Annotated in this window: 11 protein-coding genes; 9 read left to right on the plus strand and 2 right to left on the minus strand. The window is 71.2% G+C overall.

What is annotated here, in order from left to right; translation table 11 throughout:
* Positions 1 to 13 precede the first annotated feature (13 nt).
* The 4 genes from FHX80_RS05065 to FHX80_RS05080 all read left to right on the plus strand — a co-directional run bounded on the left by FHX80_RS05065 (position 14) and on the right by FHX80_RS05080 (position 4,730).
* Positions 14 to 841: a class I SAM-dependent methyltransferase gene (locus FHX80_RS05065; protein ID WP_145763095.1), complete on the plus strand. Its 828-nt coding sequence runs from the start codon at positions 14 to 16 to the stop codon at positions 839 to 841.
* A gap of 129 nt (positions 842 to 970) precedes the next feature.
* Positions 971 to 2,104, plus strand: a complete 1,134-nt coding sequence (gene cobT, locus FHX80_RS05070) for a nicotinate-nucleotide--dimethylbenzimidazole phosphoribosyltransferase (RefSeq protein ID WP_145763096.1) — start codon at positions 971 to 973, stop codon at positions 2,102 to 2,104.
* A 92-nt stretch (positions 2,105 to 2,196) separates the two neighbouring features.
* Entirely contained in the window at positions 2,197 to 4,002 is a 1,806-nt protein-coding gene (locus FHX80_RS05075; protein WP_145763097.1) for a phosphatidylglycerol lysyltransferase domain-containing protein, read from the plus strand.
* Positions 3,999 to 4,730: a hypothetical protein gene (locus FHX80_RS05080; protein ID WP_145763098.1), complete on the plus strand. Its 732-nt coding sequence runs from the start codon at positions 3,999 to 4,001 to the stop codon at positions 4,728 to 4,730. Before FHX80_RS05075 ends, FHX80_RS05080 begins: the two co-directional genes overlap by 4 nt.
* On the opposite strand, the gene FHX80_RS05085 is transcribed toward FHX80_RS05080, so the two are convergent.
* On the minus strand, positions 4,673 to 5,434 hold the full coding sequence (locus tag FHX80_RS05085; protein ID WP_145763099.1) for a hypothetical protein: 762 nt from the start codon (positions 5,432 to 5,434) through the stop codon (positions 4,673 to 4,675). The genes FHX80_RS05080 and FHX80_RS05085 overlap by 58 nt on opposite strands.
* Positions 5,435 to 5,522: 88 nt before the next feature.
* On the opposite strand from FHX80_RS05085, the gene FHX80_RS05090 reads away from it, so the two are divergent.
* On the plus strand, positions 5,523 to 6,302 hold the full coding sequence (locus FHX80_RS05090; RefSeq protein WP_145763100.1) for an adenosylcobinamide-GDP ribazoletransferase: 780 nt from the start codon (positions 5,523 to 5,525) through the stop codon (positions 6,300 to 6,302).
* Between the two features lie 19 nt (positions 6,303 to 6,321).
* On the opposite strand, the gene FHX80_RS05095 is transcribed toward FHX80_RS05090, so the two are convergent.
* Positions 6,322 to 7,167, minus strand: coding sequence for an endo alpha-1,4 polygalactosaminidase (locus tag FHX80_RS05095; RefSeq protein ID WP_145763101.1), 846 nt, complete (start codon positions 7,165 to 7,167; stop codon positions 6,322 to 6,324).
* A 247-nt stretch (positions 7,168 to 7,414) separates the two neighbouring features.
* On the opposite strand from FHX80_RS05095, the gene FHX80_RS05100 reads away from it, so the two are divergent.
* The 4 genes from FHX80_RS05100 (at position 7,415) to FHX80_RS05115 (ending at position 13,330) form a co-directional block, all read left to right on the plus strand.
* On the plus strand, positions 7,415 to 8,968 hold the full coding sequence (locus tag FHX80_RS05100; protein WP_145763102.1) for a leucyl aminopeptidase: 1,554 nt from the start codon (positions 7,415 to 7,417) through the stop codon (positions 8,966 to 8,968).
* Between the two features lie 333 nt (positions 8,969 to 9,301).
* A complete protein-coding gene (gene lpdA, locus FHX80_RS05105) occupies positions 9,302 to 10,690 on the plus strand; it encodes a dihydrolipoyl dehydrogenase (RefSeq protein WP_145763103.1) in 1,389 nt (462 codons plus the stop codon).
* A 61-nt stretch (positions 10,691 to 10,751) separates the two neighbouring features.
* A complete protein-coding gene (gene sucB / locus FHX80_RS05110; protein WP_145763104.1) occupies positions 10,752 to 12,557 on the plus strand; it encodes a 2-oxoglutarate dehydrogenase, E2 component, dihydrolipoamide succinyltransferase in 1,806 nt (601 codons plus the stop codon).
* A gap of 149 nt (positions 12,558 to 12,706) precedes the next feature.
* Positions 12,707 to 13,330 carry a GntR family transcriptional regulator gene (locus tag FHX80_RS05115; protein ID WP_145763105.1) on the plus strand — a complete coding sequence of 208 codons (624 nt, stop codon included), beginning with the start codon at positions 12,707 to 12,709 and terminating at the stop codon, positions 13,328 to 13,330.
* Positions 13,331 to 13,572: the final 242 nt, after the last annotated feature.

The following is a 13,572-nucleotide window of genomic DNA, read 5'->3' on the forward strand; positions in this document are numbered from 1 at the left end:
GAGGAGCGGACACATGGCGCGTGTGCGGCCGATGCTGGACGGGGTCTCGGAGACCCTGTTGTGGACGTTTTACAACCGGGCGTACGAGGCCGGCCGGCGCTATCCGGTGCTGGACGATCCGATGGCGCTCCAGTTGCTGGCGGACCTGGACTACCCGTTCGAGGAGCGGTTCGGTCTGCCCGGTCCGTTCAGCTCGCAGGCGCAGGGGCTGCGGTCGCGCTGCTTCGACCTGGCCGTGCAGGCGTATCTCGCCGACCGCCCGGAGGCCACCGTGGTGGCGCTCGGCGACGGTCTGGAGACCGGGTTCTGGCGGGTCGACAACGGCCGGCTGAACTGGCTGAGCGTGGAACTGCCCGAGGTGGCCACGCTGCGCCGGACGCTGCTGCCCCCGTCGGACCGGCTGCGGACGCTCTCCGGATCGGCGACCGGTCTCTCCTGGCTGGACGAGATCGAGGACCCGGTGGGCCGGGGCGTGGTCGTCACGGCGCAGGGACTGCTGATGTACCTGCGGCCCGCCGAGGTGCGGAAGGTCATCGCGGCCTGCGCCGAGCGGCTGCCGGGCGGGGTGTTCGTCCTGGACTCGATGTCCCGGTGGCTCGCGAGGGGCACGGTGGCGGGCACCTCGAAGGTCGGCGACATGACGGTCCCGCCGATGCGCTGGGCGATGAACCCGGGCGAGCGGCGGAAGCTGCGCGGCGCGCATCCGGGGATCACGCAGGTGCGCGCGCTGCGTCTGCCGCGCGGGCGCGGTGCGATGGGTGAGCTGATCCGCGTCCAGAGTCTGCTTCCCGGGCTGCGGACCCTGACCCCCGCGGTGACCCAACTGCGGTTCGGCGGCTGAGAGGCCGAGGGGCCGGGGCCGGAATTCGCGGCAGGTACTGTTCCGCAGTGGGAGGTTGCCCGGCAATCTCCGAGCCCGCCGCCGGGCTCCCCGGCCCACCCGACGTATCGACCCGCGAGGCAGACCCCCGTGAATCTGGACGACTTCTCCGACCTGATCGAACGCCCCGACGGGGGTCTCCGGCGAGATGCCGAGGAGCGCCGGGAGCGCTTCGTCGTGCCTCCGGGCGCGCTCGGCCGCCTCGACGAGCTGGGCGAATGGCTGTCGGCCGCCCAGCAGGCGGTGCCGGTCAGGCCGATCGAGCAGCCGCGCGTGCTGCTGTTCGCCGGTGATCACGGGGTGGCGTCGCTGGATGTCTCCGGCCGTGCGGCCGGCAGCGCGCACGAGCTGGTGCGGGCCACGCTGGAGGGTGCGACGCCGCTCGCCGTGCTGGCCCGCCGGTTCTCCGTGCCGGTGCGGATCGTCGATGCCGGCCTGGACTGCGACCCGGAGCTGTTGCCGGAGCAGGTGGTGCGGACCCGGGTGCGGCGCGGCAGCGGCCGGATCGACATCGAGGACGCGCTGACGGCCGAGGAGGCCGAGCGGGCGGTGCGCCTGGGCATGGCGATCGCCGACGAGGAGGCCGACTCGGGCACGGACCTGGTGGTGCTCGGCGATCTGAGCGTCGGCGGTACGACGGCTGCGGCCACCCTGATCGCGGCGCTGTGCGGCACCGATGCCTCGGTGGTCACCGGGCGCGGCGGTGCGGGCATCGACGACCTGGCCTGGATGCGCAAGTGTGCGGCGATCCGGGACGCGCTGCGCCGGGCCCGGCCGGTCCTGGGCGACCAGTTGGAGCTGCTGGCCACGGTGGGCGGTGCGGATCTGGCGGCGATGACCGGCTTCCTGCTGCAGTCCGCGGTGCGACGGCTCCCGGTGATCCTGGACGGTGTGGTCTCCGCGGCCTGTGCGCTGGTCGGCCAGCGGGCGGCGTTCCGGGCGCCGGACTGGTGGCTGGCGGGGCAGCTGAGCGGTGAACCGGCACAGGCGAAGGCACTGGACCGGATGGCGCTCAACCCGCTGCTCGACCACGGCGTCATCGTGGGGGAAGGTAGCGGGGCATTGCTCGCGCTTCCGTTCGTTCAGGCCGCGGCCGCCCTGGCGGCGGAACTGCCCGAGCGCGCACCGGCCTCCGACGAGAGGGACGAGAAGGACGAGGAGAGGGACGGCGAGGAGACGGCCGACAGCGAAGGGGCCGCCGTAGGCGAACCGGCCGGGGACTGACGAGAAGCAGCTGGCCGATCGGGCTGCGGTCGCCGGACACCGACCGCAGGGCGACCCCTTATGAAGCGCGATGCACCATATGATCGCTTTTTATGGGAGAGGTCAGATTGGCCAGCGAGGAATCCGGACGGGGCTCCGTCCAGCCAAGGAGCACCGTCGGCTCACGACGCGGCGCGGCCTTCGCCATCTGGTACCTGCGCATCGTGTCGTTCATCAATTTCCTGAGCGCCGTCTGGGTCACCTTCGGTCAGGATCTGCGACGCCACAACACCGAGAACTACTTCACGCCCTATCTGCTCACCGCGGGCTTCTCCTCCGGGGTGGTCGCGCTCTTCCTCGCGGTCACCATGCGGCGGCGCAAACGGGCCGCGTGGATCGTCAACATGGTGCTGAGCGGGCTCACACTGCTGCTCTTCGCGGTGGTGATCGGCTTCCCGGAGATCCGTCAGTACCCGCAGAACTGGATCTCGCTGGTACTGACCGCCACGTTCGTCCTGGCCCTGGCCGTCGGCCGGCGCGAGTTCTACGCGAAGGGCGACCGGTCCAACCCGAAGCTGGCCGCGCTGGTGGCGGTCGTCGGACTGCTGGTCGCCTCGCTGATCGCCACGTTCCTGGTCACGGTCACCAACACCGCGCACGACGGGTCCCGTTCGACGTTCCTGGACCGCTGGCGCTACGGCGCGCTGCGGCTGGTGTCCGTCGCCGACAACGACGCGCAGTTCCCCGGCATCACCACGCCGGGCTGGGTCAACGTCTGCATCAACGTCATGTCCACACTGCTGCTGATCGCCGTCGTGTACGCGGCCTTCCGCTCCCGCCGGGCGGTCGACCCGATCAGCCAGCGGGACGAGGAGGCGCTGCGCGTTCTGCTCGACAAGCACGGCGAGCGGGACTCGCTCGGGTACTTCGCGCTGCGCCGCGACAAGAGCGTCATCTGGTCGCCGACCGGGAAGGCGGCCGTCGCCTACCGGGTGGTCGGCGGGGTCTCGCTGGCCTCCGGTGATCCGATCGGCGACCTGGAGGCCTGGCCCGGAGCGATCGAACCCTGGCTGGCCGAGGCCCGCGAGCACGGATGGACGCCGGCGGTGATGGGGGTGAGCGAGGAGGGCGGCAACGTCTACGCCCGGCACGGGCTCGACGCCCTGGAGCTCGGGGACGAAGCGATCGTGGAGACCGCCGAGTTCACCCTGGAGGGACGGGCGATGCGGACCGTCCGTCAGGCGTACAACCGGGTGAAGCGGGCCGGATACGACGTGACGGTACGCCGCCACGCGGAGATCCCCGAGGACGAGATGGCCGAACTCGTGCGCAGTGCCGACGACTGGCGCGACGGGGAGACCGAGCGCGGCTTCTCGATGGCGCTGGGCAGGCTCGGCGACCCGGCCGACGGCCAGTGCGTGATGCTCGAATGCCGTGACACGACCCCCGCCGAGGACGGCGGTCCCGGCGAGCTGCGTGCCGTGCTGAGCTTCGTCCCCTGGGGCCCGAACGGCCTGTCGCTGGATCTGATGCGCCGTGACCGGGAGGCCGAGAACGGCCTGATGGAGTTCATGGTCATCGAACTCCTGCAAAGGGCCGAGAAGATCGGCATCAGCCAGGTCTCGCTGAACTTCGCGATGTTCCGCTCGGTCTTCGAGCGGGGGTCGCGGCTCGGCGCCGGGCCGGTGCTCAGGCTGTGGCGGTCGCTGCTCAGCTTCTTCTCGCGCTGGTGGCAGATCGAGTCGCTCTACCGCGCCAACGCCAAGTACCGGCCGATCTGGGAACCGCGCTTCATGCTCTTCGAGAAGAGCTCCGACCTGCTGCGCATCGGTATCGCCGCGGGTCGTGCCGAAGGGTTCCTGGAGGCGCCCGGTCTGCCCAAGTGGCTGCACCGCTCGCACCTCGGACCGCGTGGATGAGACCGGTGTCCGCCGTGGGCCGGGCGGCCCGCCGGGAGTGGGGTCCGCTGTGGATGACCGTACGGACGGCACTCGCCGTCGACCGGCTGCGGGCCGTGCCGATGACGCTGACCGCGGTCGGCCTGACCTCGCTGCTCCAGATCGTGCAGAACCAGTCCTGGGGGTACGGGGCGGTACAGAGACTCGGTGCGGTGCGGGCCGAGGATCCGCTCTGGGTGGCCCTGCTGCGCACCCCGCTGTCGCTGTTCGTCCCCGCTCTGGACCTGCCGGTGTGGGGCGCGCTGGTGCAGTTGCTGCTGGTGTTCGGGATCGCCGAGATCTGCCTGGGCCGGTGGCGGACGCTGCTGATCGCGTACGTCGCGACCCTGGCCGGGACGCTGTACGCGCGGATCGGTGTCGCGGTCGGCCCCGACGGGTTCCTCGGGCTGCCCGCGTCCGACGCCCTGATCGTGGACACCGGGCCCTCGGCCGCCGTCGTCGCCCTGGCGGTCTATGTGTGCCACGTCCACCGGGCCTGGTTCACCGGGGCGCTGGTGATCGGGGCGATGGCGGGCGAGGTGGCCGTCAAGGACAACCTGGCGGGCAAGGAGCATCTGGCGGCCATCGCGGCGGCCCTCGTGCTGTGCGCGGTCTCGGCCCGCCATGACCGGCGCCGGCTGCGCCGCCGGCGTCAGGGTTTGGGCGTGGGCGTCGGGACCCGGTCCGGTGCGCCGCCGATCAAGTCCTGAAACCTGCGGCGCGGGCCGGCCCAGCGGACGTCGTGGTGGTAGGCGCGCAGCACCGCCCGGGAGCGGGCCCGGTGCCGGTTCCGGTAGAACCGCTTCGCCCACATCGAGGTGGGCCGGGCCAGCCGGATCGCCCCGAACAGGGCGACGAACGGGATCAGGGTGCCGACCACCGCCATCCGCGTCTTGCCCTTGAACAGGGAGATCAGCACAAAGAGGAAGTTGACGACGAGGGTGAGGACGACGCCGATCCTGCCCTGCTGCTCGTCGTCGCTCAACTCGTTCACGCCGAGCGGGGAGAACCCGCCGAGCACGAGCAGCACGAGGGCCGCGGTGAGGACCACGACCTCCACGCTCTGGCGGCCCTGCTCGGTCCAGTACACGTCGTCCAGGTGCAGGATCAGCGCGAACTCGTCGAGCACCAGCCCCGCGCCCATGCCGAAGACCACCGCGCAGATCCCGGCCGTGATGCCGTGCCGCCCGCTGGCGACCGCGCCGAAGCCGCCGACCACGCTCAGCACCACGCCGGGCACCACATGGTGGACATGGACCCCGCCGGGGGTGAAGTTGCGGAACGGGCCCTTCCCGGCCCGGATCATCCGGGTGATGACCCGGGTGATCGCGAAGGTCAGCACGAAGGAGGCCAGCGCCAGGAGCAGGGGCAGTTTCCCCGGCTCGACGATGTTCTTATCGAACCAGTGACCCATGCCACCCACTCCCGATAAACCGCTTCCGCCCCGCTATGCGGCGTTTTGGACAATCTAGCGGCCGCGCCCACCGATTAGCCTGCGCGCCGTGACCTCCCTGAACAGCCACGGCATACGTTTCGCCTTCGGCACCCTCACCGTGATCCCCGTCCGCGTCACCCGCTGGGACCGCCAGGCGGCGCGGGCCGGAATGCTGTGCGCCCCGCTGGCCGGCCTCGTCGTGGGGGTGCTCGCGGCAGTGCCCGGCAGCCTGTTGCTGCTGTTCGGCTCGGGGCCGCTGCTCGCCGCGGTCGCCTCCGCCGCCGTCCCGGCGGCCCTCACCAGGGGGCTGCATCTCGACGGTCTCGCGGACACCGCCGACGGACTCGGCAGCGGGAAACCGGCCGCTGACGCGCTGCGGATCATGAAGCAGTCGGACATTGGGCCATTCGGTGTGATCACCCTGCTGTTCGTGCTGCTGGCGCAGGTGGCGGTCCTTCAGCAGCTGTACGCGCAGAGCTGGGTGCGGGGTGCGGTGGCGGCCGTCGCGGCCGGGGCCGTCGCCCGGCTCGCCCTCACCCTGGCCTCCCGCAGCGGGGTGCCGGCGGCCCGCCCGGAAGGGCTGGGCGCGGCGGTGGCCGGTACGGTCCCGGTCCGTGGCGCGGTGGCGGTCGCGCTCGTGACGGTGGCGGCCTGCGCGGGTGCTGGAGCGCTGTTCGGCGGGTACGGGGCGCTGCGGTACGGCCTCGCCGCCCTGGCCGCTCTCGCGGCGGCCCAGCTGCTCCTGAGGCACTGTGTGCGGCGCTTCGGCGGGGTGACCGGCGATGTGTTCGGGGCGCTGGCGGAGACGGCGGCGACCGTGACGCTGGTGGGGCTGGCCCTCGGCTGAGCGGCGGTCAGGCGTCCGGTCAGTTCCCGGCCGCCGGGCACTGCCGGCGCCAGACGCCGAGCTCGTACTTCTTGAGCAGCGAGCTGAGCCCCAGCCGCCGGGACCCGTCGCAGAACCGTGCCAGGGGCAGCTCGTACTCCACGTGGAAGACCGCCTTGCCCGCCTTCACGAACGGGCTGAGCTGCGCGCATTCCTCGTACTGGGCGCACTGTTCGTTGACCGCGAAGTCGAAGTCCCCCACCAGCTGCGGGATCTGCGGGAGGTCGTTCTTCAGGCCGACGGAGAGGCCGTGGCGGTGGGCCGCGCCGGCGATGAGCCGGTTGTAGCGCAGCTGGTCGGCCGCGGTCAGCGGGAAGCCGGTCCGGTTGCGGTAGCCGTCCATGTTGTCGGGCTCCACCGCGTCGAAGCCCTTCTTGGCGCACATGGCGATCCGGGCCTCCATCAGCGGCTGAAGGACGTCGGTGCGGCGGATGTCGAGCCAGCGCTCCCCCGCCCAGCCGTTGCTCTTCCCGAGGACCGCGGCGGGGAAGTCGTCCGCGTCCGGGCGGAACTCCTCCCAGGCGCCGGTGGAGAGGTAGCAGATGACCTTGCGCCCCTTGCGGTGCAGCCCGGCCACCTGAGCCGCGTCGTGCTCGAAGCCGTCGATGTCGTACACCGGGGCGTCCACCGTCGTGTCCAGCCTGCCGGAGAGCTGCCACTGCCAGTCGGTGCCCGGTTCCGGCTGCCAGCGCCCGGCGGCGGGGCGGCCGTCCGGGGCGGATTCCGGCGCCGAGGTGCAGCCCGCCAGCACGACCAGCAGCATCAGTACGGTGACGGGCAGCGCGACCGGCCGTCCGGTCACACGTGTGGCCACCTGATCACGCATCGTTCCCCCTGTTCACCGGCCCGCCGCCAACATCGTTGCGGTCATGGTCCGTTCCCCCGGAAAGATCATCCCGGACTGCCAACGGTACGGCCGCCGGAGCGCGCCGACGGCCCGCCGCCGTGATCCGGCAGCAAGGGCGCGCGTAGGCTCATTCCCGGCACATTGGGGCGGCGTCTACGATGCGCCGGGCACGGTCGGCCCACCCCTCGACCGACAAAGAACTCTACGGAAGCGAGATTTCACCACCGTGACTGCTCTCACTCTCAGCACCTCCGGTGCGGCGACGCTGCGCGCCGACGCACTCGTCGTAGGCGTCGCCAAGGGCGCTGGATCCAAGTCTGGGAGCTTGGTCCTCGCACCGGGCGCCGAGGCCGTGGACAAGGCGTTCGGCGGAAAGCTCGCCGGCATCCTGGAAACCCTGGGCGCCTCCGGTGCCGAGGGCGAGCTGACCAAGCTCCCCTCGCCCGAAGGCCTGAAGGCCCCGGTCGTCATCGTGGCCGGGCTCGGCCCGGTCCCGGAGAAGGACGGCGCGTACGACGCCGAGGCGCTGCGCCGGGCCGCCGGCTGCGCCGCCCGCTCACTCACCGGCTCGAAGAAGGCCGGCTTCGCGCTGCCCGTCGGCTCCGTCGAGGACGCCGAGGCCATCGCCGAGGGCGCGCTGCTGGGCGCGTACGCCTTCACCGCCTACCAGCGCGGCGAGAACAAGCTCGCCCCCAAGGGCGCCGAGGCCGGCGGCCCCAAGCTGCCGCTCGCCGAGGTGGCCCTGCTCGGCGCCAAGCCCCGCGACAAGGCGTTCAAGGCCGCCGCGGAGCGTGCCGTCGCACTGGTCGAGGAGATCAACCGCGCCCGCGACCTGATCAACACCCCGCCGAACGACCTGTACCCCGAGTCCTTCGCCGCCGTGGCCACCGCCGCCGGCAAGGAGCACGGCATCAAGGTGCAGGTGCTCGACGAGAAGGCGCTCGTCAAGGGCGGCTACGGCGGCCTGCTCGGCGTCGGCCAGGGCTCGACCCACGGCCCGCGCCTGGTGAAGCTCGCCTACACGCACCCGAAGGCGGAGAAGACCCTGGCCCTTGTGGGCAAGGGCATCACCTACGACTCGGGCGGCATCTCGCTGAAGCCCGCCGGCCACAACGAGACGATGAAGTGCGACATGGCCGGCGCCGCCGCCGTGTTCGCGGCCGTCGTCGCGGCCGCCCGGCTGGGCCTGCGCGTCAACGTCACCGGCTGGCTGGCCCTCGCGGAGAACATGCCGTCGGGCAACGCCACCCGCCCCGGTGACGTGCTGCACATGTACAGCGGCAAGACCGTCGAGGTCCTCAACACGGACGCCGAGGGCCGGCTCGTCCTCGCCGACGCGCTGACCCGCGCCTCCGAGGAGAAGCCGGACGCGATCGTCGACGTGGCGACCCTGACCGGCGCGATGGTGCTGGCCCTGGGCAACCGCACCTTCGGCATCATGGCGAACGACGACGCCTTCCGTACCTCGATCCACGAGATCGCCGACGAGGTCGGCGAGGCCTCCTGGCCGATGCCGCTCCCGGCCGACCTGCGCAAGGGCATGGACTCCCCGACCGCCGACATCGCCAACATGGGCGAGCGGATGGGCGGCGGCCTGGTGGCCGGTCTGTTCCTCCAGGAGTTCGTGGGCGAGGGCATCGCCTGGGCGCACCTGGACATCGCGGGACCGGCGTTCCACGAGGGCGCACCGTACGGCTACACGCCCAAGGGCGGCACCGGGTCCGCGATCCGCACCCTGGTGAAGCTGGCCGAGCGCACCGCGGCCGGAGACCTCGGCTGAGCCTCTGAGATCGCAGCCGGCGGACGGCCCCGGGCATACGTCCGGGGCCGTCCGTGTTCCACCCACGGCACCGCGGACGGGTCCGGGCAGGTTTCGCTCTTGACGAAATCGGCACGTCCCTACGCAGCGGTAACCCCCTGGGACGGGCGATCATCCGTCTCAGACCCGGGCCCCGCGTCCCGCCCACCGTCAACAAGTGCGAAGATGGGTTCTCGGCAGGACAGGGCCCCCACCACAGGGCCGAATGACAAAAGCGGCCGCACACCAGCCGACCGGCCGGTCACACCCCACGACGGGGCCCGGCGTACGGCGCACATGCATGGAGGACGTGACGTGGCGAACGACGCCAGCACCGTTTTCGACCTAGTGATCCTCGGCGGTGGTAGCGGCGGTTATGCCGCGGCCCTGCGCGGAGCGCAGCTGGGCCTGGACGTCGCTCTGATCGAGAAGGGCAAGGTCGGCGGCACCTGCCTGCACAACGGCTGTATCCCCACGAAGGCCCTGCTGCACGCCGGTGAGATCGCGGACCAGGCGCGCGAGGCCGACCAGTTCGGTGTCAAGGCCACCTTCGAGGGCATCGACATGGAGGCCGTCCACAAGTACAAGGACGACGTGATCTCGGGCCTGTACAAGGGTCTGCAGGGTCTCATCGCCTCCCGCAAGGTGCACTACATCGAGGGTGAGGGACGGCTTTCCTCCCCCACCTCGGTGGATGTGAACGGCCAGCGCATCCAGGGCCGCCACGTGCTCCTGGCGACCGGCTCCGTGCCGAAGTCGCTGCCGGGCCTGGAGATCGACGGCAACCGCGTCATCTCCTCGGACCACGCGCTGAAGCTGGACCGCGTCCCGAAGTCCGCGATCGTGCTGGGCGGCGGCGTCATCGGCGTCGAGTTCGCCTCGGCGTGGAAGTCCTTCGGCACGGACGTCACCATCGTCGAGGGCCTGAAGCACCTGGTCCCGGTCGAGGACGAGAACAGCTCGAAGCTTCTTGAGCGCGCGTTCCGCAAGCGCGGCATAAAGTTCAACCTCGGTACGTTCTTCCAGGGTGTCGAGTACACCCAGGACGGCGTCCGGGTGACCCTCGCCGACGGCAAGACCTTCGAGGCCGAGCTGCTGCTCGTCGCCATCGGCCGCGGCCCCGTCTCGCAGGGCCTCGGTTACGAGGAGGCCGGTGTCGCGATGGACCGCGGCTACGTCCTCGTCGACGAGTACATGCAGACCAACGTTCCGACCATCTCGGCCGTGGGCGACCTGGCCCCGACGCTCCAGCTCGCGCACGTCGGCTTCGCCGAGGGCATCCTCGTGGCGGAGCGGCTGGCCGGCCTGAAGACCGTTCCGATCGACTACGACGGTGTCCCGAAGGTGACGTACTGCCACCCCGAGGTCGCCTCCGTCGGTATCACCGAGGCCAAGGCCAAGGAGCTCTACGGCGCGGACAAGGTCGTGGCCCTCAAGTACAACCTCGCGGGCAACGGCAAGAGCAAGATCCTCAAGACTGCGGGCGAGATCAAGCTCGTCCAGGTCAAGGACGGTGCCGTGGTCGGCGTCCACATGGTCGGTGACCGTATGGGCGAGCAGGTCGGCGAAGCCCAGCTGATCTACAACTGGGAGGCGCTGCCGGCCGAGGTCGCGCAGCTCATCCACGCCCACCCGACGCAGAACGAGGCGATGGGCGAGGCGCACCTGGCCCTGGCCGGCAAGCCTCTGCACTCCCACGACTGATCAGTCGACCGGGCGCGACGACCGACCTACTTCCGCACATTCGTAAGGAGCAACTGAAACCATGTCGGTTTCCGTAACCCTTCCGGCGCTCGGCGAGAGCGTCACCGAGGGCACTGTCACCCGTTGGCTGAAGGCCGAGGGCGAGCGCGTCGAAGCCGACGAGCCGTTGCTCGAGGTATCGACCGACAAGGTCGACACCGAGATCCCGGCCCCCGTCTCCGGCATCCTGGCCGCCATCAAGGTCGCCGAGGACGAGACCGTCGAGGTCGGCGCCGAGCTGGCCATCATCGACGATGGCACCGCCGCGGCTGCCGCTCCGGCACCCGCCGCCGCTGCCGAGGCTCCGGCACCGGCTCCGGCACCGGCCGCCGAGGCCCCCGCCGCCGCCGCTCCCGCCCCTGTGGCCGAGGCTCCGGCCGCCGCCCCGGCCGGTGGCGCCGCCGGGACCGACGTCACCCTCCCGGCGCTCGGCGAGAGCGTCACCGAGGGCACCGTCACCCGCTGGCTGAAGGAGGTCGGCGAGGAGGTCACGGAGGACGAGCCCCTCCTGGAGGTCTCCACGGACAAGGTCGACACCGAGATCCCGGCCCCGGTTTCCGGTGTGCTGCTGGAGATCGTCGTCGCCGAGGACGAGACCGCCGAGGTCGGCGCCAAGCTCGCCGTCATCGGTGCGCCCGGTGCCGCACCGGCCGCCGCCCCGGCTCCGGTCGCTGCTCCGGCTGCCGCTGCCCCGGCCCCGGCTGCTGCTCCGGCGCCCGCCGCCCCCGCTCCGGCCGCACCCGCGCCGGCTCCGGTGGCTCCCGCCGCTCCGGTGGCTCCCGCCGCACCGGTCGCGGCGCCGGTCGCTCCGGCGCCCGTCGCTCCGGCTCCCGTCGCCGCCGCCCCGGCTCCGGTCACCCCGGTGGTCCCGGCCGCTCCGGCCGCGACCTCCGGTGACGACGGCGCGTACGTCACGCCGCTGGTCCGCAAGCTCGCCGCCGAGAACGGCGTCGACCTGAACGCGGTCAAGGGCACCGGCGTCGGTGGCCGTATCCGCAAGCAGGACGTCGTCGCCGCCGCGGAGGCCGCCAAGGCCGCCGCTGCCGCTCCGGCGCCCGCCGCCGCTCCGGCCGTCTCCTCGAAGGCGCCGAAGCTGGAGGTGTCCCCGCTGCGCGGTCAGACGGTCAAGATGACCCGCATGCGCAAGGTCATCGGCGAGAACATGATGAAGGCGCTGCACTCGCAGGCCCAGCTGACCTCGGTCGTAGAGGTCGACGTCACCAAGCTGATGAGGCTGCGCAACAAGGCGAAGGACGCCTTCGCCGCCCGTGAGGGCGTCAAGCTGTCCCCGATGCCGTTCTACGTCAAGGCCGCCGCCCAGGCGCTGAAGGCCCACCCGGTCATCAACGCCCGGATCAACGAGGACGAAGGCACGATCACGTACTTCGACTCGGAGAACATCGGCATCGCCGTGGACGCCGAGAAGGGTCTGATGACCCCGGTCATCAAGGGTGCGGGCGACCTCAACATCGCCGGTATCTCGAAGAAGACCGCCGAGCTGGCGGGCAAGGCCCGCGGTGGCGGCCTGACGCCGGACGACATGTCCGGTGCCACCTTCACCATCAGCAACACCGGTTCGCGCGGTGCGCTGTTCGACACCGTCATCGTGCCGCCGAACCAGGCAGCCATCCTGGGCATCGGCGCCACCGTCAAGCGTCCGGCCGTCATCGAGACCGCCGAGGGCACCGTCATCGGCGTCCGCGACATGACGTACCTCTCGCTCTCCTACGACCACCGTCTGGTGGACGGCGCGGACGCCGCCCGTTACCTGACCACGGTCAAGGCGATCCTGGAGGCCGGTGAGTTCGAGGTCGAGCTCGGCCTCTGAGCACCACGGTTGTAACAAGCCTCACCTGCGGCGCCCCCGTCCGGAACACTCCCGGACGGGGGCGCCGCCGTATTGTCTAGACACCACCGATCGCCGCCTGCAGCGGGGATGGGTGCAGGCAGCACCGGTTTGCCCCGAAGGAGCCTCACATGACCCCGCCCGTCGTCCACTCGCTGCGCGAGCAGATCCGCGAGCACATCGTGGACGGGATCGTCAGCGGGCGCTGGAAGCCGGGCGAGCGGATCGTGGAGCGGCGCATCGCCACCGAGCTGGAGGTCAGCCAGACGCCCGTGCGCGAGGCGCTGCGGGAGCTGGAGACGCTCCGACTGATCGAGTCGGCGCCCAACAAGGGCGTCCGGGTCCGCAATCTCACCGCGGCCGATCTGGAGGAGAGTTATCCGGTCCGGGCCGGCCTGGAGCAGATCGCCGCGGAGCTGGCGGCCCCCGGCCTCGGCGAGGACTGCTCGCTTCTCGCGCCGCACGTGGCGGCGCTGTACGAGGCGGACCGGCGGGCCGACGGCGAGGCCCAGGTGCGCCACACGGTCGGTTTCCACCGCGAGCTGGTCCGGGCGGCCGGCAACGCCGTGCTGCTGCACACCTGGGAGGGGCTGGGCATCGAGGTGTTCACCGCGCTCTCGATCCGCTGGCTCGGCACGGTGCAGAAGTCGTACGCGGAGGAGCACGAGGCGCTCATCGAGGCGTTCCTGCGCAAGGACGCGGACATCGGCGCGCTGGTCAAGGCGCATGTACTGGGCTGCGCGCCGCGCGCCTGAGGTTCATGGCGGGGGCCGCCCGAGGCTCGTACCGGGGCAGCCGGGACCCGTACCGGGGTACCCGAGGACCGAACCGGGTGAGTGCACATCTGTCGCGAAGGGCGCTCATTTGTGCAGATGAGCGCCCCTTTTATCTGATATATCCCGTCACTCCGTGCCCTGTTTCGCGGCACCGCATGCCAATTTCTTGATATCGAGAAGTTTTGCCCTTCACACTTTGATCGATCATCGATCGGCGACTT

Origin of the sequence: Streptomyces brevispora, from assembly GCF_007829885.1 — a bacterium.
Classification (GTDB): Bacteria; Actinomycetota; Actinomycetes; order Streptomycetales; family Streptomycetaceae; genus Streptomyces; species Streptomyces brevispora.

Coding starts and splice junctions, on each gene's coding strand:
- FHX80_RS05065 (WP_145763095.1), top strand. CDS start 14: ATGGCGCGTGTGCGGCCGATGCTGGACGGGGTCTCGGAGACCCTGTTG.
- FHX80_RS05075 (WP_145763097.1), top strand. CDS start 2,197: ATGGGAGAGGTCAGATTGGCCAGCGAGGAATCCGGACGGGGCTCCGTC.
- FHX80_RS05080 (WP_145763098.1), top strand. CDS start 3,999: ATGAGACCGGTGTCCGCCGTGGGCCGGGCGGCCCGCCGGGAGTGGGGT.
- FHX80_RS05085 (WP_145763099.1), bottom strand. CDS start 5,434: ATGGGTCACTGGTTCGATAAGAACATCGTCGAGCCGGGGAAACTGCCC.
- FHX80_RS05095 (WP_145763101.1), bottom strand. CDS start 7,167: ATGCGTGATCAGGTGGCCACACGTGTGACCGGACGGCCGGTCGCGCTG.
- sucB (WP_145763104.1), top strand. CDS start 10,752: ATGTCGGTTTCCGTAACCCTTCCGGCGCTCGGCGAGAGCGTCACCGAG.
- FHX80_RS05115 (WP_145763105.1), top strand. CDS start 12,707: ATGACCCCGCCCGTCGTCCACTCGCTGCGCGAGCAGATCCGCGAGCAC.